This is a genomic window from Bacillota bacterium, assembly GCA_013178305.1.
Taxonomy (GTDB): Bacteria; Bacillota; Sulfobacillia; order JABLXB01; family JABLXB01; genus JABLXB01.
This window is the reverse complement of record JABLXB010000007.1, coordinates 128,312-151,330: the sequence shown is the minus strand read 5'-3', so window position 1 is coordinate 151,330 and position 23,019 is coordinate 128,312. Positions and strand designations below refer to the sequence as shown.

Below are 23,019 nucleotides of genomic sequence, written 5' to 3'. Positions count from 1 at the left end.
GGGCGACCGGGGTCGGAACCACCCCCGCCCGCCCGGGCCGGCCGCCGTGTCTCTAATACATGCCTATGCTGAACAGATAAGCCAGGACCACGGATATCGGCCCCGTCACGAAGCGGGTGACCAGGATCGCCGGCACACCGATTTCAATGGTCTCGGGTTTGGCCTCGCCGAGCGCCAGGCCGACGGGTATGAAGTCGCAACCAACCTGCGGGTTGATGGCGAACATGGCGGGAAGCGCGAGCTGTACGGGAACGTTGCCCCTCCCGATCTCGACCCCGATCAGCGTCCCGATCACCTGGGCTATGACGGCACCCGGGCCGAGAAGCGGCGACAGAATCGGGAACCCGACGATGAGCGACAGCACTATGAGTCCCACGAGGCTCCCGGCCAGCGGCCTGAGCACCTGGGCCAGCGCGTTACCTATGCCGGTGGCCAGGATGATGCCGATCAGCGTCGCCACGAACGCCATGAACGGCAGGACGTTCTTGATCAGCTGGTCGATGGTGTCGCGTCCGGCCTGGAAGAACAGGCCGACGAATCGCCCGGCCCCGCGGCCGATCTTCTCAAGTAATCCCGTTACCCAGTTCACCGCAGGCACCCCCTATTCCAGCGTCACGCCGCGCTGGCGTGCGAAGTAAGCCGTGAGCGATTCCGTCATCAGGCCGCGCATCAGGATAACGATGACACCGACGATGAAGTACCTGATAGCAATTGGACCGAGAGACAGTCCCTTGTCCTGGAGACCCTTGGCGATGCCGAGGTAGACGAACAACTCCGCAGGGTTGGCGTGCGGGAACAGGCCCACGATCGGGTGTACGAATGAGACGGCAGCGTCGTAGAAGGCGGGTTTGTGCTTCTCGTTGAGGAAGCGGCCGAACGTGTACGCCATCGGGTTGGTGAGGAAGAACACTGCGAGAACCGGAAACAGCGTGTACCTGAGCAGGCGGTTACCGGTGAGGCGCCTGGCGAACGCCTCGACCTTCTCCTGCCCTATCGCCCTCGTGACGAAGTAGACCGCCGTCATCAGGGCGATCAGCGTCGGGACTATACCCGACAGGAGACTTATGTAGACCTCTCCTCCCTTCTTGAACACACCAATGAATGCCTCTGCGCCGTGAGCTAGGGCTCCCACTCCTACCTCCTCCTTTGTCTGGATTTGCCCTCGACTACAATTCAGGCCCGCCGGCCTGAACACGAGTCTCAAGTCTCTCCGCGCCGCCTCGAGCGCCTGTGGAGTCATCGCTTGCATGCTGGTGACTCATCGCCCTGAGGAGATTCCTGGCGGCCTCACGGAACGCGCGAGCCGATACACCTGCGGGGAGCTCGACGCCGTCGTCCGCGAGCAGCGTGACGTCTATGCCGGTGAGGCCGGGGACCGGCGTGAACCGCGCGAAAACCGACACACCCCTCATCTGTCGCGCCGCGACTATGCGGCCATCGCGACCGGCGGCGACCACCGCGACCGCCCCGGGGCTGAACCTCCCCTTGACCAGCGCGCAGCCGGTCGCTCCCATGCCGCGGAGTTCGCGGACAACCGCGAGGTAGTGCCGCGCCTGAATGAGGGTGAGCGCGTACTGCACGGCCCACAGTACGGCGAATACCAGAACACCCGGGAACCAGTTGGTCAACCAGGACACCTACCCACCGTACGGCCCGGTGCCGGTGGCTCAAACCTGGGGGCCGCACGGCCTGAACATTTATGTATACATGTGCATACTAGTATATGACTGTGTTATTCTCGCCTCGCCCTCGAAATTCCTTCTTTCCAGACCAGCGGTGCGAAAAGAGAGTCCGGCCGGCGGACCTGAACGCGGTCGCTGGACTGATGTGTGTTTGGGTAGCCTGGTACGGAGAAGTGTTACAGGGAAGAATGCCGGAGGTCTGGCTGAAAGTCCGCGCGTCGAGACCGATGGCGGGGCCCGGTCGTGGCGGCCGTCATCGCGGCGTCCCGTACCAACCCGATCAGCCCGGGTTCCGCGCGGGCACGAAGAGGAACCTGTCGCCCCTGTATATAGCCTTGCTGTACTTCACGGGTCTATCCGTGTCGTCGTAGGTTATCCCCTGCACCACGAACACAGGACTCCCTTCCCTGATCCTGAGCAGTTCGGCCTCTATGGGCCTCGCAAGGGAGATCGATAGCTCATCGCTGGACTTCAGTCTCGATGACCCCGCAAGGTCGGCAATTATCTTGAGGATCGAGTCGCGGGTAACGTCCATGTTCATGATCGCGGCATACCGGGGGTACGGCAGATAATCCCAGTTCAGTGCGACGGGATCGTCCCCGATGAACCTCACGCGGCCGATCTCGATCACGTTGGACTCGGAGTTCAGACCTAACCTCGAGCGGATGCCGGCCTCGGGCTCAACGACCCGGCGTTCTACCATTTGCGCCCTGGTCTCGTAGCCGGCCGCGGACAGGTTGGCGCTAAAACTGAATATTGTGGAAGCCCCGTGGACTATCTTGGGCTCCGCCACGAACGTCCCCTTCCCCGCCCGGCGGACTATTACCCCGTCCATCTCGAGCCTGTCGAGGGCCTTCCGGACTGTCATCCGGCTGATCCCGTGAGCGGTGGCGAGCTCGGCTTCGGAAGGGACCCTATCGCCGGGCCGGAGGCGCTTCGAGTCGATAAGCTCGCGGATGTGCTCCTCCAGCTGGAGGTATATGGGGACCTTATCCATCGGTTTGATGACCAAAGCGCATCCCTCACGGAATCGAGTGTGCCGGAGATGGCTGGCGCTCACCGATTCTCTTCAACGGCGAGGACGCAATTCCTTCACCTGTATATACCGGTGTTATTCGAGGCAGGGGAAGACGAATCGTTCCAGCGCGCAGGCGACCCCGTCACTATCGCAGTCCTCGCACACGACGTGAGCGGCCTGCCGGGCGGCGTCGCTCGCGTTGCCCATCGCCACCGCCAGGCCGGCGTTCTCGAACATGCTCACGTCGTTCTGGCTGTCGCCAAACGCCACGACTTCCTCGCGCACCACTCCGTAGGCCGCCGCCACCCAGGCGAGGGCCGCGCCCTTGGACGCGCGGGGATTCATGAACTCCAGCAGGCTGGGGCCGGTCCGGGCCACGGCCAGGGGTCCCTCGAACAGGGACCTGAGCTCGTTCTCGAGGGCTGTGCCCTCGCAGAGGACGAGCATCACCTTTAACAGACGGTCAATATAGGGCGTGACGCGGGCGACCTCGGGGATGGGATCCCCGATCCTCTCGAAGGCGGCCGACTCCTCCCTACCCTCCCACGGGGAATACGGGGTCTCCAGGGTATGGGCGGCGTACCATACGCGGTGCGCCTCCAACCAGCCGGTCAGGTCCGCGGCCGGCCCCGGGCGCATGTACTGCACGTTGAAATGGGCCGCCCTGTCGTAGTCCACGACGGCAGCCCCGTTGAAAGTGATATGGTATCCGCCGGCACCAAGCCGGCGTACCCAGCGGGCGGCGATGTACGATGCCCGGCCCGTGACTACGACTACCTTCACACCGCGCTCCTGCAGGCGCTTGATGGCGAGCAAGTTGCGTTCACTTATCTCGTGCCTCGAGTTCAGCAGCGTTCCATCGAGGTCGACGGCGACGAGCCGGTGTCGCGCGGGCCTGGGTCCGGTCACGACCCTTTCGCGAGCGAGCCGAGATATTCCCTGACCTCCGCGGTCTCGCTCATCTGCAGCACCCTGTCCGCGATCTCGCGCGCCTTCTTCATAGTCAGACCCCGCACGTTTTCCTTGACCTTTGGAACGAGCGGCATACTGGCGCTCAACTCGGTAAGCCCCAGCCCGACCAGGAGGCCGGTGGCCAGCGGGTCACCCGCGAGTTCACCGCACATTCCCGCCCATATCCCGTTTGCCTTCGCGCCGTCCGCCACCATGCCGATCAGCCGGATTACGGAAGGATGGAGCGCGTCATACAGGTGGGCTATCTTCTCGTTAGTCCTGTCCACCGCCATGGTGTACTGAGTGAGGTCGTTCGTGCCTATGCTGAAGAAGTCGACCTCGCGGCCGAGCGATCGCGCCATCACCGCCGCCGACGGGATCTCCACCATGATGCCGACCTCGACTTTCGGGTCGTACTTGATACCCTCGCGGTCAAGTTCCCCCAGGACCTCGGCGACCACGGCTTTGGCCTTGCGGACCTCCTCGACGGTGGCCACCATGGGGAACATGATCTTCGCCTTGCCGTGTACGCTGGCGCGGTAAATCGCGCGGAGCTGCGTCTTGAACAGGTCGGGGCGGTCGAGGCACATGCGAAGCGCCCTCCAACCCAGGAACGGGTTGAGTTCCTGCTTGAGGCCGAGGTACGGTATGTCCTTGTCCCCACCTATGTCGAGGGTCCTGATCACCACGGGCCTCCCCTTCATCCCCGACAGGACCTCGGCGTACGCCTTGAACTGTTCCTCCTCAGTGGGGAGCGAGTCCCGCTTCATGAAAAGGAACTCCGTCCGGAACAGCCCGACCCCTTCCGCGCCGTTCTCGATCGCGACGGGTACGTCACCGGGGAAGCCGATGTTGGCGCTGACCTCGATAGAGACCCCGTCCTGCGTCCTTGCGGGCAGGGATTTCGTCCCGGCCAGGCGCTGCTTCTCCTGCTTCTGCGCCTCAATGGCCCGCCTGTACACCTCCATCTCCTCGCCGGACGGGTCGAGGTGGACAGTCCCCGCGTCACCGTCGATCGCCACGGTGACGCCGGTTCTCGCCACCGTCGAAACTGGGGCGGCGCCGACCACGGCGGGTATCCCTTTCGCCCGCGCGAGTATGGCGGTGTGGCAGGTAGTGCTGCCCTTGTCTATCGCCATCCCGAGCACCATGTTGTCACGGAGAGCCGCCGTTTCCGAAGGCGTCAGGTCCTGCGCGATTACTATCGACGGCCGGTCGAGCGCGGGGCCGGCCTGCGCCGCGCCCAGCAGGTTCTTCACGAGTCTCCGGCCGATGTCTCGGACGTCCGCAGCCCGTTCCTTGATGTAGGCGTCGTCGACCTGCTCGAGAGTCCTGGCGTACTGCTCCGCCGCCTCCTGGACCGCCCACTCGAGGCCGGCCCTCTGGTCGCGGACCGTGGATTCGATCAATCCGGTGAGGCCGGGGTCCTCCAGCATCAGGAGCTGCGCAGACAGGATCTCGGCCGCTTCCTTCGTGCCGGCGCCGGCCTTGACCGTCTCGATCTGCCTGGCCGACTCCGACACCGCCGCCGGCAATCGCGAGAGTTCGCGCTCGACGTCCTCAGCGGCTATGGCCCTCTTCTCGACCTTGAGTTCCTCGGTCCGTAGAACGAACGCGGGTCCGATCGCTACTCCGGGGGATGCTGCTACTCCTTTGATCAACTCAGCACACCTCTCGCAATGAACGTTATTCCATCTCCGTGGTTACCATCTCCACGAGGGCCTTGACGGCCCGCTCCTCGTCATCGCCGTGCGCTTCGATTGTGAGTTCGCAGTCCTTGCCCGCGCCGAGCGTGAGGATCTCGAGGATACTCTTCGCATTGGCCTTTCTCCCGTTTGCGGAGACGGTGATATTGGATTTGAACGTGTTCGCCAGCCTCACGAAGACTGACGCGGGCCGCGCGTGCAGACCCGTTTCGTGAATTATCTTCGCCGTGGCGATCGCCACCGGCGTCACCCCCCTGCACCTTGCGTAATGACAGGAAAACGCCGACAAGCATCATACTAGCCTGAGCCGCCGGCCTGTTCGCCAGTGTATGTTCTACCCTAACGTCATAATTCCTGTCTGTGAGCAAATGTTCCGGGGTCTGTCTTCTGACAACCGCTTGTGACGAGAAAACGGGGGTAGGAAACCCACCCCCGTCTGGAAGGGTACCAGTCGAATCTTACAGCCGGACCTCTGCCAGCGCCATCTCCCCGCTGTCGGGCGCCAGTTCCCTCGACAGGGTGCTGTTCCCGCACGCGGGACAGGTCACCTGCAGGCTACGGTCCTCCGGTTCTGGAATAACCTGGGATCCCTGGGTTCCACAACCCCGACAAAGGTAAACCACCGTCTTGCGGGCCGGGTCCAACCGGTTCGCCTCCTCGGTTACCTAGTGTCGATCCGCCCTAACAAATAGTATTCTCTGCGACCGGTGGCTTTCCTCCAGGCGAGAAAGGGCCCGTCCATCGATCCGGACGAGCCCGCTGGAGCTGTCTGTCACTTGTCGCTGACGCCGCTTATCCAAGCCAGCCGCGTACGCGCATCGCCTGGGCGACCCTGTTCACCGCGTTCATGTACGCGGCATCCCTCATGGAGACGCCCTTCTTCTTGTGCAGCGCGTGGATCGCCTCGAAGGACTCGACCATCATGCGCTCGAGCCTGGCGTTGACCTCTTCCTCGGTCCAGTAGAAGTTCATCAGGTTCTGGACCCACTCAAAGTACGACACGGTAACGCCGCCTGCGCTCGCGAGGATGTCCGGTATCACCATGATACCCTTCTTGAACAGGACCTCGTCGGCCTCGGGGGTGGTTGGGCCGTTGGCAGCCTCACCGATGATCTTGGCCTTCACGCCGTTCACGTTCTTGCTGGTGATCTGGTTCTCCAGGGCCGCCGGAATAAGTATGTCGCATTCCAGGTTCAGGAGGTCGTCGTTCGACATGTCTTTCGTGCCCGGGAATCCCTTGACCGACCCTGTCTTCGACTTGTACTCGGCCAAGGCCACGGCATCGAGGCCGTTCGGGTTGTACGCGGCGCCCTTGGAGTCGTTGGCCGCGATAACCTTCGCGCCGAGGGCCTGGATCAGCTCACCCGCGTACGCTCCCGCGTTGCCGTAACCCTGGATGACCACCGTCGCGCCCTTCATGTTGATACCGAGCTTCTTGGCGGCCTCCCTGATCACGAAAACGCAGCCGCGCGCCGTCGCGGTGCCGCGACCGGCCGAACCGCCGATTATCAGGGGCTTGCCCGTGAGCACGCCGAAAGCGTTGTATCCCCTGAGCTTCGAGAACTCGTCAGTCATCCACGCCATGATCTGCGGGTTGGTGTATACGTCAGGAGCGGGGATGTCCTTCTCCGGCCCCACGATAGGCGAGATCGCGGTGATGAACTCCCTGCTCATGCGCTCGATTTCGCCCTGCGACATGTTCTTGACGTCGCACCTGATGCCGCCCTTGCCGCCGCCGTAGGGGAGTCCGACTGTCGCGCATTTGAACGTCATCCACATCGAGAGCGCCCTGACCTCGTCGGCGTGGGTGTCCGGGTGGAACCTGAGCCCACCCTTTGAGGGGCCGAGCGCATCGGTATGCTGGGACCTCCAGCCGGTGAACACCTTGATCGAGCCGTCGTCCATCTTGACAGGGAACGATACCTCGAGGAACCTCTTGGGCTGCTTCAGGATCTCGTACACCGCCGGTTCCAGGCCGAGCGCCTTGCAGGCGTCCGCAACCTGCTTCTGCGCAATCTCAAACGGATTCAGAGTCTTCTCAGCCATTTCCTCCAAACACTCCTCTCTCTCGTTCCGACAAGCATCGTAAACCCACATGGCCGCCTCGCTAATTCGAATCACCCGACAGGCTCCTCGCGACCACCTCCATGCCGGCCTTCAAGGCCTTCAGGTTCACTTCCGTTGTCCCAGCCGGTACGCGGCGCGAGACGGCATTTTCGATCGCAGCGTCCGACACGATTCCGGTTGCCCTGACCAGCGCACCAATGGCGACGATGTTCGCCGCGATGTCACGCCCCGTGACTTCCCTGGCTATCGCCGATATCGGCAGGCCGAGCGTCCTGACCCCTCTCGCGGGATCGGGCGTGACGTGCGACGAATCCACGATGAGGACGCCGTTCTCTTTCAGGTCCTTCGCGTACTTGTCGTAAGCGAGCTGGCTCATCAGCAGCATGACGTCGGGGTGGTTGACCTTCGGGTAATCTATCTCACCCTCGGACACTATGACCTCCGCCTTGGAGGCCCCGCCCCTGGACTCCGGCCCGTAGGACTGGGTTTGCACGGCGTTCAGCCCGTCGTGCACCGCGGCGGCCTCGGCCAGAATGATACCCGCCAGGATCAACCCCTGCCCACCTTCGCCGGCGAGCCTGATCTCGGCGTGTTTCATCTCCCGGCCCCCCTTCCCTGCGCCCTGTCCACTATCATCTGGTAGTGCCCCGTGTACTCCGGTTCATCCGCGACGTACATCTCCCCGATGACCACCTTATCGCGGAGGTCCTCCCTCGTCATCTGCTTCGCCTTCTGGACGGGAACCGCGTTGTCCTTGAACCAGTTCATCATCTCGATCGCGCCCCCGAGCTTGTTACGCCTGCCGTAATACGTGGGGCACTGCGACAGGACGTCCACGAACGCGAACCCCTTGTGCTCGAGCGCACGGGCGATCAGGTTGATGGTCTGGGGCACGTGGTACGTCGTGCTGCGGGCGACGTACGTCGCGCCGGCTCCCTTCAGCAGCTCGCAGAGATCGAACGCCTGGTCCACGTTGCCGTAGGGCGCCGTCGTGGCGATCCTGCCGGTGGGCGTCATTGGCGAGTACTGCCCGCTGGTCATCCCATAGATCGAGTTGTCGAAGCATATCGTCGTTATGCCGATGTTCCTCCGGGCGGCGTGGATCAGGTGGTTGCCGCCGATGGCGGCGGCGTCTCCGTCGCCTGTGATCACGATGACGTTGAGCGATGGATTCGCCACCTTCACGCCGGTGGCGAACGCGAGTGCGCGGCCGTGCGTTGTATGCAGGGTGTCGAAGTCCATGTACCCGGGGGCGCGCGACGAGCAGCCTATCCCGGACACAACGACGGTCCTGTCCTTCTCCAGCCCCACCCTGTCGATGGCGCGTATCAGCGCGCCCATCACGATGCCGTGGCCGCAGCCCGCGCACCAGATGTGGGGCATCTTGCTCTTCCTCAGGTAATCCTGAACCCGTGCCACGCCGCTACACCCCTTTTATCGCCTGGAATATCTCGTCCGGAGTGAATAGCTCCCCGCCAACGAGCGTCAGCGAATGCACCGGCGCGCGGCACCTGATGGCCCTCTCCACCTCACCGGCGATCTGCCCGAGGTTCATCTCCGGGACGAGCACCGCGCGGGCGGAGTGCGTAAGTTCGGCCACCTCGCCGGCGGGGAACGGCCAGAGCGTGATCAACCTGACCATGCCCACCTTCAGACCCGCCTCGCGAGCCATCCGTACCGCTCTCCACGCGGGCCTCGCAGTGCTACCGTAAGCCAGCACGATCACGTCGGCGCCGGAGGTCTCCCTCGCCTCAACCATGGCAAGCTCCTTGCGGCGCTTCTCAACCTTGCCGCAGACCCTCCGCAGGAGCCGTTCCGCCACCGTGGGGTCGTTGGTTGGGAACCCGCTCCTGTCGTGGAACAGGCCTGTGACGTGGAACCTGTACCCATCGCCGAACGCAGCCATAGGCGGGATGTCGCCGTCACCCGGGTCGTACGGGAGGTAGCCCGCGCCCGGCGGTGCTTCCGGCCTGCGCCTATCCACGAGGCGTACGGAACCCGGTTCGGGGAGCACGACCTTCTCTCTCATGTGCGCGACGACCTCATCCATCAGCAGGATGACGGGCGTCCTGAGTTCCTCGGCCACGTTGAAGCACTTTATGGTGAGCGAGTATGTCTCGCTGACCGACCAGGGAGTAAACGCCACCGCGGGGTGGTCGCCGTGAGTACCCCAGCGCGCCTGCATGATGTCTCCTTGAGCGGGCGAGGTCGGCATGCCGGTGCTTGGGCCGACTCGCTGGACGTTGACTACCACGCACGGCACTTCAGCCACCGCGGCGTAGCCGATGTTCTCCTGCTTGAGGGAGAAACCGGGGCCGCTCGTGGCGGTCATCGACTTGAGCCCCGCCAGCGAGGCGCCTATCACAGCCCCCATGCTGGCGATCTCGTCTTCCATCTGCAGAAATTTGCGGCCGAGCCGCGGGAGCCTCTCCGCCAGGAGTTCGGCTATCTCCGTGGACGGAGTGATCGGGTAACCGGCGAAGAACCCGAGCCCTGCGGCGATTGCGCCCTCGACGCACGCCTCATTGCCCTGCATCAGCCGTATGTTCGGTCCCACGCTCACTCCCGTCACCTCCATTCGCGGCGCCCTCAGCCGCCTCGTCGAGCGAGATCGCGAAGTCGGGGCACCTGAGCTCGCACAGCCTGCACCTGGAGCATTCTTCCGGCTTGGCCACGTAAACCTTGCCCTCGCCGTCAAGCGCCAGGGCCTTCCTGGGGCAGAACGCCACGCAGATTCCACATCCCTTGCACCATTTGCGGTTGATTGTTGGTCCCAACTGCATCACTCCACTGCCTCGGGTTTGCGTTTGGCCTCAAGGATAACGGACTTGAGCATGCTGACCGAACCCGCGTCCGGCCTGTACACGAACTCGATTATGTCGGTCCCGCGGGGCAGCAGGGGCTGCACTTCCTTCTTACGCCCGGGGGAAACAACTACGGCGTCGGCGTCTTTCAAGGCTTTCACAAGAGTCGAACGGTCTTTCGTGGTGACGGGTGTAATCACGAGGTCACCGATGCCCGCCAGATCGATCGATTTCTTCACGCGGTCGGCGAAGGTCTCGGAAATACAGACGAGCACGACTCGTTTCCCCTTTCCAAGGCGGGCGATCTTGACTATGGTGTCCATCTGCGGGTCGAGCGCGATGCCGAGCACCTCACCGGCGCGGTCGCCGACGAGCGCCTGCACCTCGCCGAGGTGGAAGAAAGTCGTCACGATCACGTCCGCGCCCGCGAGCACGTCCCTCGCGGCGCCCTGATTCGACCTGACGTGATCGAGGAGGATGGGGATGATCGAGACCCCCGCGCCGAGTTCGAGCTGGCGCGAGAAGAAGTCGAGTTGCTCGCGGTTGCACTCGACGAAAGCCACCTTGACCTTCCTGAACAGCTCCTTCTTCTCCCGCGCGCGGGATTCTGAGATCTGGAGGAACTCGTCTATGCTAAAGCCAAGGGAGAGGGTCTCTTCAAGGCACGCGTCTATCGCCCTGACGAGCCTCTCCCTGCTTCCATCCCTTTGAAGGAGCTTATCGCTTTCAGATACGAACGTCCCCCTGCCCTGGCGGGACGTTATGACACCCTCCGATTCCAGTTCCCAGTACGCAGCGCTCACCGTGTTTCTGCTTATGCCGAGTTCTCGCGCGAGCTGCCGCTCCGTGGGTAGGCGCATACCCTTCTGCCATATCCCCAGGCGGATCTTCTGTTCTATCTGGCGTTTCACCTGGAGGTAGAACGGGGCGCTGTCGGTCCTGTCGATTTGAATGCGTCCACTCGGCTCCATGTCGGCCCCCCGGGGCGTCGAGTAACCAACTGCAATGGCCCTATGGACTGGTCCACTGATTAATGGATCCTTTCCAGAGCACCCATGTAATTCTATACCCACTCGCATATTCCTTCAAGGGCCATCCTGTTATGCAGACAATAAGTCGCGCCCGAGCCGACCGGCCCGGGCGCGAGGGGGTTGAATCTATGCGCCTATTCGGTAACGACGAACCCCACGCCGCTCTTCTGCAGTTCGACCTCGACATTCTGGGCTATCCTGACGAGTAGCGTGTTGTCCTTCACCTTCGTTATCACGGCGTGGATGCCCCCCGCCGTGACTATCTTATCGCCCTCCTTGAGGGTTGAAAGCATGTCCCGGCGTTTCTTCTGCTCACGCTGCTGCGGTCTTATCAGGAAAAAGTACATCAAGGCAAAAAAGAATACGAGCGGGAGAAGGCCCCCCAGTTGCTGTTGCATCATTTTCCCTCCCTGACCATGGTGTTCCATAGGTTCGACGTCGCCGCCGCAAAACCTCTTATTACTGCAGCTCGCCGTCCCCCGCAGCCGTCGCCGTTCGAGCGTCGCCGAACAGGTCCACGACCTCCCTCCGGAGGTCGTCCAACCCGCCGTTGGCCACGGCTTTCCTTATCCTTTCCATCAGCCTGAAAAGGTATCTAAGGTTGTGGATCGTGGCGAGGGTCAGGCCGAGGATCTCCCCCGCCTTGAACAGGTGGCGGACGTACGCCCTCGAGAAATGCCTGCAGGCGTAGCAATCGCACCCCTCATCGATCGGGCGGGCGTCGCGGGCGTAAGCGGCGTTCTTGATCTGCAGCCGCCCTTCACTACTAAGCAGCGCGGCGTGCCTGGCGAGGCGCGTCGGGAGGACCGAGTCCATCATGTCGATGCCCAGTAAGACCGCCTGCACCAGATCATCGGGTGAGCCTACACCCATCAGGTACCTCGGGCGACCCACCGGCAGCAGCGGCTCCACCTCACCCACCATCTCGTAGGTGGCCTCCTTGGGCTCGCCCACGCTGAGTCCCCCGATGGCATACCCGTCGAAACCGGTCGCGACGATCTGGGTCGCGCTCCTCCCCCGGAGTCCGCGGTCGGTTCCGCCCTGCACAATACCGAACAACGCCTGGGCGGGGTTGGCGTGCGCCGACTTGCACCGCTCCGCCCACCTCGCCGTGCGTTCCACTGAGGCCTCGAGTTCACCGTGCGTTGCGGGGTAAGGTGGGCACTCGTCGAACGCCATGGCAATGTCCGAGCCGAGCGCGTTCTGTATCTGCGTGGCCTTTTCCGGCGAGAAGAAATGCTCGGAGCCGTCGAGGTGGGACCTGAACACCACACCGTCGTCGGACACCTTGCGCAGCGCCGACAGGCTGAGAACCTGGAAGCCGCCGCTGTCCGTCAGGGCCGGCCTGGGCCAGGACATGAACCGGTGGATGCCGCCGAGTTCCTGGACGACCTCGTGTCCGGGCCTCAGGTAGAGGTGGTACGTGTTCGACAGCACGATCTCCGCACCCGCCTCCTCCACCTGAGATGGAGTAACGCATTTGACCGTGGCCTGCGTACCCACTGGCATGAACACGGGGGTGCGCACGACCCCGTGCGGGGTGTCGAGCCACCCCAGTCTTGCCCTCGAGCGAGTATCGGTTCTCTCCACGGTGAATGAGAAACCGGCAGCCATTCACCCACTCCTCCGGCGCCTGGCGGGGGCGCTCAGATTACCAGCATCGCGTCGCCAAATGAGTAAAACCTGTACCGCCGGCGGACCGCCTCGGCGTAGGCGTGGAGCACGCTTTGAGTGCCCGCGAACGCGCTGACGAGCATGAGCAACGTGGACTTCGGCAGGTGGAAGTTCGTGACCAGCGCCGATACCACCTTGAACTCGTACCCGGGATAAATGAACGCGCTCGTCCAGCCGTCCCGGGCGTTCACGCGTCCCTCGCCCGGGGCGACGCTCTCCAGCGTGCGAACCACGGTAGTCCCGACCGCGATAACCCTGCCGCCCTGCGCTACAGTACCGTTTATCAGCGCCGCCGCCGGAGCGGGGACGCTGTAGTGTTCGGCGTGCATCCGGTGTTCCTCGACTTCATCCACCTGCACCGGCCTGAACGTGCCGAGCCCGACGTGTAACGTCACGTAGGCGACTCGCACCCCCATCCCCTCGACATCCTCGAGGAGCGACGGGGTGAAATGCAGACCTGCGGTCGGCGCCGCGACCGACCCGTCCTCCCGAGCGTACACGGTCTGGTAGCGTCCCGCGTCATGGACGGGCCTGTGAATGTAGGGCGGGAGCGGGACCGTCCCGACACGCTCGATCGCTTCGCGTACCCTACCGCCGGGAGTGAACAGTTTGACCAGGCGCCCGCCGAACTCCGTACGGTCAACCACCTCTGCCTGCAGGTCGCCATCCCCGAAAACGACCCTCGTCCCCAGGCCGAGCCTCTTGCCGGGCCGGACCCGCGCCTCCCACACGTCGTCCCCGGTGTCGCGCAGCAGGAACACCTCGACCAACCCACCGGTAGGCTTTCGCCCCATCAGGCGGGCGCGGATCACCTTCGTGTCATTGAGCACGAGGCAATCCCCTTTGCGCAGGTAGCGGAGGATATCGCGGAAGTTGCGGTGCTCCATTACGCCAGAATCCCTGTGTAACACGAGGAGGCGGGACGCGTCCCTCGGCTCGACGGGTTCCTGGGCTATCAGCTCGCGGGGCAGGGAATAATCGAAATCGGAAACCCTCACCGGGCGTACTCCTCCAGCCTGGTGTTCAAGTAGTAATGTTCTAGGATGTCGGGGTACTTATACCCTCGTTCGGCGAGCGTCCGCGCGCCCCACTGCGACATCCCGACCCCGTGCCCCCAGCCCCTTCCGTTGAACACGTATAGTCGCGGTATGGTGCGATAGCACAGCACGGAAACCTCCGGTGCGCGATAAGCCGGGGAGACCATCGAGACCTGACCCGAGGCCGAAAGGGCGTACAGGGCCTGCCCGGAATCGTAACGGACCACGGCAGGCTCGATCCCGGGATCCTGCTCCGAGACGCTGAACCAGGTACTCTTGAGGCCGAGCGCCCTGCGGAACTCTATTCCACGGACCACGGCGCTCCCCTTCGAGCCCATAACGGACACCTTGCTCCACCGGCCCGATACCCCTTGCTCCAGGCACCTCAACCCCCGGAACGCGCCCACGTCGATCCCCGCGCCGGAGAGAAGCCTCTCGATCTCCCCGGCCGTGGCCCTGAACTCCCAGGAGCGGTGGGGGGAACTGTCGTCGGGATCCGGGACGCCTTTGAGGTACGGGGACGCCGCCGACCACACGAATTCACTGTTCTCCGTGTGGCCCGATGACGACGAGTGAAACACAGCCCGGGCGGGCTCGCCAGCGCTCGTCAGCACGATGCCTCTTGTGGACTGCACCGCGGCGGCGGCCGCGGCGTTTTCACGCGATAATCCCCCGTATACTTGTCCGTCGGTGGTGGCGGTGAGATCGTACGGGGCACCCTTTGCGATCGCCGCCCGGGCGCAGGAAAGGGCGAACGAGCGACAGGCCACGGCCTGCGCCTTGAGCGCCTCCTCCGGCCAATCGGCGGGCATTTCGGAACCTACGACCCCGTACAGGTATTCTTCGAGAGGAACCACGTTGACCGCGAGCAGCGCGGCTGCGCCACCCGTTCCGGGCGAGCCCCCGGCCGCCGGCGCAGGACACACGCGGATCAGGCCTCTGAAACCCGCCGTACCCAGCGTGACGCACGCGGGCCCATTGTTCGGGGCATCGGGGACCAATTCGAGCACGGGGGAGAATACGGTCCTGCCGCCGATCCTGGCGGAAACGCCTGTCCCCTGCGGCTCGAAGACAGCGGTCGTACCCGGAGAAAGGCTCATAAGGGGGGCCCCGCCCCCGTCCACAATCCGCCCACCGGATGGGACGGTGGCCGTCACCGCCTGACCCGATGCTACCAGAACCCTGATTACACCCCCCGGTGGCGGTAGTGGCGCAGCAGCCGCGGGCCGGTGGCCCCCCACCCCAGGCACGCTACCAACAAGAAGAAGCGCGGCCAACGCCGCGCATCTCAGTTGGACAAACGCCCACCACAGCAGGCTATCAATTGCCCGGCTTCTCTTCCTCCATAAGTTCTTCGAGCAGTTGCTGGATCTCGGGTTCACGGGCTTCCTTCCAGTCCTTGATCCCTCGCAGCAGTTCCTCGCGCGTGACCGCGCTCTCTCTCACGCGACCGGTCCTCCCCGGATCGGGGCGGATGTCACGCTTCGAAGCGGGTTTCGATTCCGGTTCCTTCTTGTCCTGCTTGCCGTCTTCCTTGCCTTCGGGTTTCGAGGGTTTCCGCCCGTCATTGTCGCCCGGACGGCGCTCGTCGCGTTTCTCCGCGGCCTCCTTGATCTGCTTGCGCACTTCCTCCCCGAATTCCTCGAGCAGCCGCCCCCAGTCCTTTTCCTGCTTGGCCCCTTTTATGAGCTCGAGCAGGCGGCTCTGCGATTTCGCCCCCTGTTCGGGCTGCGCTGGCTGGGGCGCGCCGGGCTTCACCGGCTCTGGCTTCACAGGCTGTGGCTTGCTGCCCGCCTCGTGCCCCTTGCCGGGACCCTGCGATGGTGGTTCTGGCGGCCGTTCGCCGTCCGGATGCCCCACTTGTGGCTGCTCGGCCGGAACCTGGTGATCGGGTTGCCGCCCTCCTGGCTGCGGTGAGGCCGGCGACTGGCCGGGCTGGTGCTTGCCCGGCGCCTGCTGCTCGCCACCCGGACTGTGTCCTCCACCCGGCTGCTGCTCCGGGGTTGTGCCCTCCGCATCCTGACGTTCACCGGGCGGCTGCGCCTGCTGGCCCTTCCTGGAGTCCCCGGCGGACGGTTTCTTCGTGAACAGGTCCGGCCCGATGTCGATCCCATTCTCCTGGGCCTTCAACAACACGGCGAGACGCCCGGGCGACACGTTTATCTGCCTCGCCTTCTCCCGGACCTCGGGCGCTGCCTGGATTACCTCCACTGTTCCCTTTACCTGCTTCGATTCGAGGTGTTTGGACACCGCCTGGCTGGCCTTTTCGACGCGCCGGGCGATCTCGGGCTTTACCTCGGGGCCCCTGGCCGGAGTGACCGTTATGAGTACCGTCTGTTCGTCTCCCGGCCTGACGTAACCGTGCGCCTCGGCGGCCGTCGCTATCTCCTGCACCGCAGTCTCCAGGTCCATCCGCGTGAGGTCGATTCCGGAAAGCATCTCGCGCCCCTCGTCATCGATACCCTCTACCGAAACGACCCTGTTGAACCTGTTAATCCCGAGTTCTACCGCGGGGTTGATGTCCACGTCAACGTAGGCGACCGCGATACGATCGGCCCTCACCGCCTCGACGACTATCGAAGCCATGATCCCTAGAATGAGTGCGGCGGCGATGGCCACGGAACTGAACCGGCGACGGCCTGCCCAGGACGTCGCTACGCGCAAGACGCCCCCCGCCTCCCGCCCCTCACGGGCGGGGAACACGCTCTCGTCGCCGATACAGGCCGGCGACGTGAGCGTGATCTCCTCGAATCGCCCGTCCGGCGTCAGGACTATTCCCCTTTTTCCGCGAACCTCCATGAGAAGCCCGCGATTTTTCACTTTTCCATCTCCCCTTCACCCCGCCCCCCGTTCGCCGGGTCGAGGTACCCCCTCAGCGAGGCGAACTCGCCCATGTATACGAGGGCAACCGCGACTATGTACTTCCTCTGTCTCTCGAGCGTCTTCCGGCTTAGCCCGACCCTCCCCTCGAGGTCTCTAAGCGGGAGCTCCCTTCTCGTCGCAAGGTGTGCGCGCAGCGCGGGGTCGCCTGCCACCACCCTGGCCACCTGGATAGCGCGCTGCCTGGCGTCGTCGTGCCTCGGGGTCAGCATCACGAGTTCCGAGAGCGAGATCCCATACTCCCCCAGGAGGTTCCTGTAACGGATTATCTCGTCACGTCGCTCGATGTTCTCCTGAGCCCGTTCGTATTCAGCGGTGGCCTCCGCGGCCTCGACGACGTTCCGGACGTTCCCCTCGGCGTCCTCCTCGTCGAAACTGGATAACGGCACCTCTCTCCCCAGCCGCTGCCTCCTGCGGAGATCGTCGATGAGCCTCCGCTTCATTACCGTCTGGGCGAACGCGGGAAAAGGAGCCCCCCCGGCCGGGTCGAAGCAATCCACGGCCTCGTTGAATGCCTCCAGAGCGACCTGCGCCTCCTCATCGTGTCCCAGCCTCAGGAACCTCCCGCAAAACTGGGATGCTACTTTGAGGACGAACGGCACGTACGCCTGGAGCAGTGCGTCCCGCGACCTTGAGTCTCCTCTTCTAGCCCTTTCCAATAACTCGAGGTGCTGGGGATTCGGGCCGACGCCCAACCGCGCCACCTCGCTCCTTCTAAGAAATTCGAAATGAACGGGAAGATTGTTGGGGTAAACGGTCTAGCGGCGTGAGAAGACCCAGCCGATGAGGGAGAGCACGACGCTTATCACTATGCTGGTGACTATCGGGAAGTAGAAGGTGAAGTTGCCGCGCCTTATCACTACGTCCCCGGGAAGTCGCCCGAGACTGAACAGCCTGCCGCCAAGCATGATGAAAAGCCCGAACGCGGCCAGCACCAGGCCGACGAATACCAGCATACGACCGATTTGCTCGAACGGCATATCGCCCAACCCCTTCTGGCGCCGCCGGTCTAGGACCGCCGGCGGTAGCGCTCCGCTTCACTGAATACACAGCCGCAGTAGCCCTGGCGGTAGAGCCCCTTCTCCCTGGCCATCCTTACCGTCTCGGGCCAGCCGCTCCTGAAGTCCTCGTAGTGGAACTCCACGCCGTGCCGCCGCGACGCCTCCGTCCCCGCTTCCCGGACTGACTCGTGAGCCTGGTACGGGCTGACGAGCAGGGTCGTCGAGAATGCGTCGAAGCCCCGCAGGGCGGCTTCGCGGGCGACCTCGTCGAGTCTGATACCGTAGCAGGTCCTGCACCGCCGCTCTTTGTCCGGCGCCGCGAGCGCGAGCCCGAGGTACGCGTGGAGATCGTAAGAGTCGTTCACTATGAGTTCGAACTCCTCGCCGGCGGCGAACTCCATCAGCGCCTGGAGTCTCCTCTCGAACTCCCTGTACGGGTGGATGTTGGGGTTGAAGAAGAACCCCGTGACATCGCGACCCAGGCGGCGGAGGTGTGACACCGGGTAGCAGGAGCACGGACCGCAACAGTTGTGCAGCAGTATTCTCACTGGTATTACCGCCTACCAGAACTTCTGCTGACTGGAGTCGGCCTGCGGAGGCCTGAGGCCCAGATGGTCGTACGCGCCCGCCGTCACCATCCTGCCCCTCGGCGTGCGCTGGATGAACCCGATCTGGAGGAGGTATGGCTCGTACACGTCCTCTATGGTCTCCGGTTCCTCGCTTATCGACGCGGCCACCGTTTCCAGCCCGACGGGCCCGCCCGCGTACCTGGTGATGATCGACCGGAGCATCTCGCGGTCCACCCTGTCGAGGCCCACCTCGTCTACTTCGAGGAGCCTCAGCCCCTCGCGGGCGGTGTCACCGTCTATTACACCGCGCCCCCGCACCTGGGCGAAATCACGCAACCTCCTGAGCAGCCGGTTCGCCACCCGGGGGGTTCCCCTCGAGCGCAAGGCTATCTCCCTCAGCCCCTCGCGGTCAACTGCCACCCCAAGGATTCCCGCGGAGCGATCCAGTATGCACTCCAGTTCCGCCGGTTCGTAGAACTCGAGCCTCAGTGTGATGCCGAACCTGTCCCTCAATGGCGACGCCAGAAGCCCCGCCCTCGTCGTCGCGCCGATGAGGGTGAACCTGGGCAGCTTGACCCTGTATGTGCGGGCGCTCGGCCCCTTACCCGCCACCCAGTCGTACAGGAAATCCTCCATGGCCGGATACAACGCTTCTTCGGCGGTGTGGTTCAGCCGGTGGATCTCGTCGATGAACAGCACGCCGCGGTCGTCAAGGTTCGTCAGGATCGCCACCATGTCGCCGGGCCGCTCGATGGCGGGGCCCGACGTGGTCCTGATCGCGGATCCCATCTCGTTGGAGATGATGTGAGCCAGCGTGGTCTTGCCGAGACCCGGTGGTCCGTAGAGGAGCACGTGGTCGAGAGGTTCCTCCCTCCCCCTCGCCGCTTCTATGTATATCTTGAGACGCTCCTTGATACGCCCCTGTCCGACGTAGTCGGCGAGCCGTCTCGGCCTCAGACTCGATTCGACCTCGCGGTCCTCTTCCTTCGGGCTCGGCGAGACGAGCCTTTCCTCCATCACCGGCGTGGTTTACCTCCCTGCGTTCTCCCCGCTTGACGTCTCAGGCTAGACCCTGGCGAGATTCTTCAGACCCCTGTGTATCAGTTCCTCGACGCCGGGGTCGCCCTTCACCTCCTCGCTGGCAAGGCGGACCGCCTCGGACGCCTCGGCCCTGCTGTAGCCGAGCGCGATCAGCGCCTCCTCCGCCTGGCCGACCGGATCTTGCCTGAGCGGGGCGCCCCTCGGCCTCGGACCTTCTCTCTTCCTGACGCCGATCCTGTCCTTGAGTTCGAGTATCAGTCTCTGGGCGGTCTTGCGGCCGATGCCGGGGATGAGCATGAGCGCCTCCTCGTCCTCGAACAGCACCGCCTTGTAGAAATCGGGTGGGGATATGCTCGCGATTATAGTGAGGCCGACCTTCGGCCCGACCCCCGAGACGCTGAGCAGGATATCGAACAGGCGGAGTTCCTCCACCGACGAAAAGCCGTACAATGAGAGAGCGTCCTCGCGCACGTGGAGGTGGGTGAAGATCCGCGCTTCCGACCCCTGCGGGGGCAACGCGGACAGGGTCGACGGGGCGACGAAGCAGGTGAACCCGACGCCGCCGACGTCCAGCACGACGTAGTCGGGGCCCTTCTCCTCTATGACCCCCTTGAGGAACCTTATCATGCCCTCACCACCACGGAAGCGCCGGCGCCCATCCTGGCAGCGGTCTCCATAATGTGGACTCCAGCTATTGCGGACGCCAGCGCGTCCGCGACGTCGTCAGGGCTGGGCGTCTCCCTCAGGCCGAGGAGGGTCCGGACCATGGCCTGCACCTGCTGCTTGTCGGCTTTGCCGTAGCCGGTGACGGCCTGCTTGACCTGCATCGGGGTGAACTCGCACACCACGGCGCTGCAGGATGCCGCCGCGACGAGAACCGCTCCCCTGGCCTCGCCGACCGCCATAGCTGTCGTGATGTTCCTGCAAAAGAACAGCTTCTCGACGGCGATCGCGTCCGGCGAATGCGTCTCGATGAGCCGGAGCACGCCGTCGTGGATGGCCTTGAGCCTTTCCCTGGCCGGCCGCCCCGCAGTCGTCAGGAGACAGCCGAAATCCAGGGCTTCGATCCGGTCGCGTCCCGACCGGACCACGCCGTATCCCGTTATCGCGGTGCCGGGATCGATTCCGAGTACGATCAAAGAAAACCCCTCCAGCCTGCCTGGTGTTTTTCGACAGGTCAGGAAGGGATTCCTTCAGTCGAGCAGGCCCTCCAGTAGGCGGGAGACGGCGGTGTCGCCGAGCACCACCTCGCCCCTCTCGAGCCTCCTGAGATCGCCGGTGTGCAGCCGCCCCACGGGCAGGTCACGCCGCACCTCCTTGAGGTTCGCGGCGTGAGCGCTGCGACCGTAATAGACCACCACGTAGCCGTCTTTCACGGTCAGCAAGCGGTATGGGGCGTCCTCGGGGCACAGGCCGTCGGTCTCGATCATGACCTCGGCTATACCCCCGGGAAGCAACGTCAGTGTGGCCCCCGGGTGGTCGTTCAAGATCTCCGATACCTGGCGGCCGGAAACGGGACGATGGGGGCCGCTCACGGTGTGCCCGCAGCCCCTGTATCGCGCTTTCATAATAACGCTCGTCACGGCGAGTTGCTCGGTTACCTGGACGGCGAGTTCGGGTTCCGGCCGCGCGCCACGCCTGGCGGACCACCGGTATCCGGCAAGAAGCGAGCACCCCAACGCGACGCAGACAGCCGCAACGAAAAGGCGCCTTCCCGCCACCGGAGACACGTTTCACCACCCCTGTACCCCATGGGCCGTTGCCGCATGGGCTGTTCCCAGTAATGTGCGCCGCTGGAAGGCATTTCATACGGAGCCGGGGCGGGGCAAATCGAAAGCCGGCCCGCCCGGCGGGCGCCGGGTGGCCGGCTAACGGCTTAACGGCCGGTGCACAGGCCGGCCGCGTTCAGTCGGTGTATTCCTCCATTTCACTCTGCGGGATATCGAAGTTCGCGTGTACCTTCTGGACGTCGTCCTGGTCCTCGAGGGCGTCCACGAGCCGGAGCATCCTGGCCGCCTCCTCTCCGGTAAGAGTCACCGTCGACGACGGGGCCATCGTGATCTCGGCGACCGCGACCTTGACGCCGTGCCTCTTCAAGGCCTCCTTCACCGAGTCGACTGCGCCGGGGTCCGGCTCCGTGAACACCTCGAACATGTCTTCCTCGGCCTTGAAGTCCGTGGCGCCCGCGTCGAGCGCCGCCAGCATGAGGTCGTCCTCCGAGAGGCGGCAGTCTGCGCGGTCTACAGTGATGTACCCTACCTTCTTGAACATCCAGGAAACGGATCCGGACTCCCCCAGGTTACCGCCGTGCTTGGAAAACAGGTACCTGATGTCACTCGCCGCACGGTTGCGGTTATCCGTGGTGACTTCGACCATCATCGCCACGCCGCCTGGACCGTAGCCCTCGTACACGAGCTCCTCGTACTGGACCCCTTCAAGCTCGCCGGTGCCGCGCTTGATTGCGCGGCTGATGTTCTCCATCGGGAGGTTGACCTCCCTGGCCTTGATGATGGCGGTCTTAAGGCGGATGTTGGCGTCGGGGTTACCGCCCCCGTGCCTCGCCGCCATGATGATCTCCTTCGTGACCTTTGAGAACATCCTGCCTTTCTGGGCGTCTGTCTTGGCCTTCTTGTGCTTGATGTTGGCCCATTTCGAGTGACCGGACACGTCAATCCCTCCAGACTGCGCAAGCCATCACCGGTCGCCGGGGACCGGCAGCGGGTTCCGCTTGTGGGCGCTGCGCTGCTGCATCAGGCGAATGCGCGCCACCGTTTCGGGGTCTCCCTTCCCCGTGAGAAGGTAGGTGTCAATGTCCCTGTAAGTGAGACCCATTTCACCCTCGTCCGTCTGGCCGGGCCAGAGCCCAGCCGTCGGCGGCTTCTCGATGATCCTTGCGGGCACCCCGAGATGAGCGGCCAGATCCCGGACCTGGCTCTTGACCAGCCCACCGAGCGGGAGGATGTCGACGCCGCCGTCGCCGTACTTGGTGAAGTACCCCACCTCGAGCTCGCTGCGGTTGCCCGTGCCTACGACCAGGTAATTGAGCTTGTTAGCGTGGTAGTACAGGGTGGCCATGCGCAGCCTCGGCCTGACGTTAGCGACGCACAGGTCTCGTTTTTCCGACCCGCTTTCGCCGACCGCCCTCATCAGCTCGTCGAACGCGTCGTCCAGCACGACAACCTTCCGTTCAACCCCGAAATGGTCGAGGACGAGCATGGCGTCGTCGATGTCTTCTTTGTGGCTGTGGCACGGCATGACCAGGCCCAGTACTTTCGGGCCCACCGCCCTCTTGCACAACGCGAGGACCGTAGCGGAATCCACGCCCCCGCTTACACCGACCACCGTGCCGGCGGACCCCGCGCCATTCACCTGAGCCGCTATCCAACCGGTCAGGAAGTCACAGAGATCCTCGACGTCCATTCCGTTCACTCCTTGTATCCTTTGAGTATGAGACTCTTCTCTTGCTCTGTATTAGCAGAATCTGGTTTGCGATTTGGGGTGCCCTCTGGGACAATCCCGGTAGAACCGGTGTGGGGCAGTTCTGAGTCACTCTGCCAC

At 63.9% G+C, this 23,019-nt stretch carries 28 protein-coding genes; all 28 read right to left on the bottom strand.

Features of this window, described 5'->3' with window-relative positions:
• Positions 1 to 52: 52 nt before the first annotated feature.
• Positions 53 to 589 (bottom strand): PTS glucitol/sorbitol transporter subunit IIB, encoded by a 537-nt coding sequence (locus HPY55_13365; GenBank protein ID NPV71608.1) that lies wholly within the window; start codon positions 587 to 589, stop codon positions 53 to 55.
• A 12-nt stretch (positions 590 to 601) separates the two neighbouring features.
• Positions 602 to 1,132, bottom strand: coding sequence for a PTS sorbitol transporter subunit IIC (locus tag HPY55_13360; GenBank protein ID NPV71607.1), 531 nt, complete (start codon positions 1,130 to 1,132; stop codon positions 602 to 604).
• 34 nt (positions 1,133 to 1,166) lie between these two features.
• Positions 1,167 to 1,628, bottom strand: a complete 462-nt coding sequence (locus HPY55_13355; protein NPV71606.1) for a hypothetical protein — start codon at positions 1,626 to 1,628, stop codon at positions 1,167 to 1,169.
• A 334-nt stretch (positions 1,629 to 1,962) separates the two neighbouring features.
• Positions 1,963 to 2,694, bottom strand: a complete 732-nt coding sequence (locus HPY55_13350) for a GntR family transcriptional regulator (GenBank protein NPV71605.1) — start codon at positions 2,692 to 2,694, stop codon at positions 1,963 to 1,965.
• A 99-nt stretch (positions 2,695 to 2,793) separates the two neighbouring features.
• The gene (locus HPY55_13345) at positions 2,794 to 3,609 is read right to left on the bottom strand and encodes an HAD family phosphatase (GenBank protein ID NPV71604.1); all 816 of its coding nucleotides are present in this window, start codon (positions 3,607 to 3,609) and stop codon (positions 2,794 to 2,796) included.
• Positions 3,606 to 5,312 carry a phosphoenolpyruvate--protein phosphotransferase gene (gene ptsP / locus HPY55_13340; protein NPV71603.1) on the bottom strand — a complete coding sequence of 569 codons (1,707 nt, stop codon included), beginning with the start codon at positions 5,310 to 5,312 and terminating at the stop codon, positions 3,606 to 3,608. Before ptsP ends, HPY55_13345 begins: the two co-directional genes overlap by 4 nt.
• A 25-nt stretch (positions 5,313 to 5,337) precedes the next feature.
• Positions 5,338 to 5,598, bottom strand: coding sequence for an HPr family phosphocarrier protein (locus HPY55_13335; GenBank protein ID NPV71602.1), 261 nt, complete (start codon positions 5,596 to 5,598; stop codon positions 5,338 to 5,340).
• A gap of 217 nt (positions 5,599 to 5,815) precedes the next feature.
• Positions 5,816 to 6,001 (bottom strand): hypothetical protein, encoded by a 186-nt coding sequence (locus HPY55_13330; protein ID NPV71601.1) that lies wholly within the window; start codon positions 5,999 to 6,001, stop codon positions 5,816 to 5,818.
• A gap of 148 nt (positions 6,002 to 6,149) precedes the next feature.
• Positions 6,150 to 7,403 carry a Glu/Leu/Phe/Val dehydrogenase gene (locus HPY55_13325; GenBank protein NPV71600.1) on the bottom strand — a complete coding sequence of 418 codons (1,254 nt, stop codon included), beginning with the start codon at positions 7,401 to 7,403 and terminating at the stop codon, positions 6,150 to 6,152.
• Positions 7,404 to 7,464: 61 nt separating this feature from the next.
• Positions 7,465 to 8,022 carry a 2-oxoacid:ferredoxin oxidoreductase subunit gamma gene (locus tag HPY55_13320; GenBank protein ID NPV71599.1) on the bottom strand — a complete coding sequence of 186 codons (558 nt, stop codon included), beginning with the start codon at positions 8,020 to 8,022 and terminating at the stop codon, positions 7,465 to 7,467.
• On the bottom strand, positions 8,019 to 8,843 hold the full coding sequence (locus HPY55_13315; GenBank protein NPV71598.1) for a 2-oxoacid:ferredoxin oxidoreductase subunit beta: 825 nt from the start codon (positions 8,841 to 8,843) through the stop codon (positions 8,019 to 8,021). The genes HPY55_13320 and HPY55_13315 overlap by 4 nt, the downstream gene beginning before the upstream one ends.
• A 4-nt stretch (positions 8,844 to 8,847) precedes the next feature.
• Positions 8,848 to 10,002 carry a 2-oxoacid:acceptor oxidoreductase subunit alpha gene (locus tag HPY55_13310; protein ID NPV71597.1) on the bottom strand — a complete coding sequence of 385 codons (1,155 nt, stop codon included), beginning with the start codon at positions 10,000 to 10,002 and terminating at the stop codon, positions 8,848 to 8,850.
• On the bottom strand, positions 9,947 to 10,207 hold the full coding sequence (locus HPY55_13305; protein NPV71596.1) for a 4Fe-4S binding protein: 261 nt from the start codon (positions 10,205 to 10,207) through the stop codon (positions 9,947 to 9,949). Before HPY55_13305 ends, HPY55_13310 begins: the two co-directional genes overlap by 56 nt.
• Positions 10,207 to 11,199 carry a GntR family transcriptional regulator gene (locus HPY55_13300; protein NPV71595.1) on the bottom strand — a complete coding sequence of 331 codons (993 nt, stop codon included), beginning with the start codon at positions 11,197 to 11,199 and terminating at the stop codon, positions 10,207 to 10,209. The genes HPY55_13305 and HPY55_13300 overlap by 1 nt, the downstream gene beginning before the upstream one ends.
• Positions 11,200 to 11,393: 194 nt before the next feature.
• A complete protein-coding gene (gene yajC / locus HPY55_13295) occupies positions 11,394 to 11,657 on the bottom strand; it encodes a preprotein translocase subunit YajC (GenBank protein ID NPV71594.1) in 264 nt (87 codons plus the stop codon).
• Between the two features lie 61 nt (positions 11,658 to 11,718).
• On the bottom strand, positions 11,719 to 12,873 hold the full coding sequence (gene tgt / locus HPY55_13290; protein NPV71593.1) for a tRNA guanosine(34) transglycosylase Tgt: 1,155 nt from the start codon (positions 12,871 to 12,873) through the stop codon (positions 11,719 to 11,721).
• Between the two features lie 32 nt (positions 12,874 to 12,905).
• Positions 12,906 to 13,931 carry a tRNA preQ1(34) S-adenosylmethionine ribosyltransferase-isomerase QueA gene (gene queA, locus HPY55_13285; protein ID NPV71592.1) on the bottom strand — a complete coding sequence of 342 codons (1,026 nt, stop codon included), beginning with the start codon at positions 13,929 to 13,931 and terminating at the stop codon, positions 12,906 to 12,908.
• Positions 13,928 to 15,070, bottom strand: coding sequence for a SpoIID/LytB domain-containing protein (locus HPY55_13280; GenBank protein ID NPV71591.1), 1,143 nt, complete (start codon positions 15,068 to 15,070; stop codon positions 13,928 to 13,930). The genes queA and HPY55_13280 overlap by 4 nt, the downstream gene beginning before the upstream one ends.
• A 220-nt stretch (positions 15,071 to 15,290) precedes the next feature.
• Entirely contained in the window at positions 15,291 to 16,790 is a 1,500-nt protein-coding gene (locus HPY55_13275; GenBank protein NPV71590.1) for an anti-sigma factor domain-containing protein, read from the bottom strand.
• A complete protein-coding gene (gene sigI / locus HPY55_13270) occupies positions 16,787 to 17,554 on the bottom strand; it encodes an RNA polymerase sigma-I factor (protein NPV71589.1) in 768 nt (255 codons plus the stop codon). Before sigI ends, HPY55_13275 begins: the two co-directional genes overlap by 4 nt.
• A 54-nt stretch (positions 17,555 to 17,608) precedes the next feature.
• Positions 17,609 to 17,830: a DUF2905 domain-containing protein gene (locus tag HPY55_13265; protein NPV71588.1), complete on the bottom strand. Its 222-nt coding sequence runs from the start codon at positions 17,828 to 17,830 to the stop codon at positions 17,609 to 17,611.
• A gap of 29 nt (positions 17,831 to 17,859) precedes the next feature.
• The gene (locus HPY55_13260; GenBank protein NPV71587.1) at positions 17,860 to 18,399 is read right to left on the bottom strand and encodes an epoxyqueuosine reductase QueH; all 540 of its coding nucleotides are present in this window, start codon (positions 18,397 to 18,399) and stop codon (positions 17,860 to 17,862) included.
• 12 nt (positions 18,400 to 18,411) lie between these two features.
• Positions 18,412 to 19,437, bottom strand: a complete 1,026-nt coding sequence (gene ruvB / locus HPY55_13255; GenBank protein NPV71586.1) for a Holliday junction branch migration DNA helicase RuvB — start codon at positions 19,435 to 19,437, stop codon at positions 18,412 to 18,414.
• A gap of 48 nt (positions 19,438 to 19,485) precedes the next feature.
• Positions 19,486 to 20,088: a Holliday junction branch migration protein RuvA gene (ruvA, locus tag HPY55_13250; GenBank protein NPV71585.1), complete on the bottom strand. Its 603-nt coding sequence runs from the start codon at positions 20,086 to 20,088 to the stop codon at positions 19,486 to 19,488.
• Positions 20,085 to 20,600 carry a crossover junction endodeoxyribonuclease RuvC gene (gene ruvC, locus HPY55_13245; protein ID NPV71584.1) on the bottom strand — a complete coding sequence of 172 codons (516 nt, stop codon included), beginning with the start codon at positions 20,598 to 20,600 and terminating at the stop codon, positions 20,085 to 20,087. The genes ruvA and ruvC overlap by 4 nt, the downstream gene beginning before the upstream one ends.
• A gap of 54 nt (positions 20,601 to 20,654) precedes the next feature.
• Positions 20,655 to 21,191 carry a hypothetical protein gene (locus HPY55_13240; protein NPV71583.1) on the bottom strand — a complete coding sequence of 179 codons (537 nt, stop codon included), beginning with the start codon at positions 21,189 to 21,191 and terminating at the stop codon, positions 20,655 to 20,657.
• 175 nt (positions 21,192 to 21,366) lie between these two features.
• The gene (locus HPY55_13235; protein ID NPV71582.1) at positions 21,367 to 22,128 is read right to left on the bottom strand and encodes a YebC/PmpR family DNA-binding transcriptional regulator; all 762 of its coding nucleotides are present in this window, start codon (positions 22,126 to 22,128) and stop codon (positions 21,367 to 21,369) included.
• A gap of 27 nt (positions 22,129 to 22,155) precedes the next feature.
• Positions 22,156 to 22,881, bottom strand: coding sequence for an NAD(+) synthase (gene nadE / locus HPY55_13230; GenBank protein ID NPV71581.1), 726 nt, complete (start codon positions 22,879 to 22,881; stop codon positions 22,156 to 22,158).
• Positions 22,882 to 23,019: the final 138 nt, after the last annotated feature.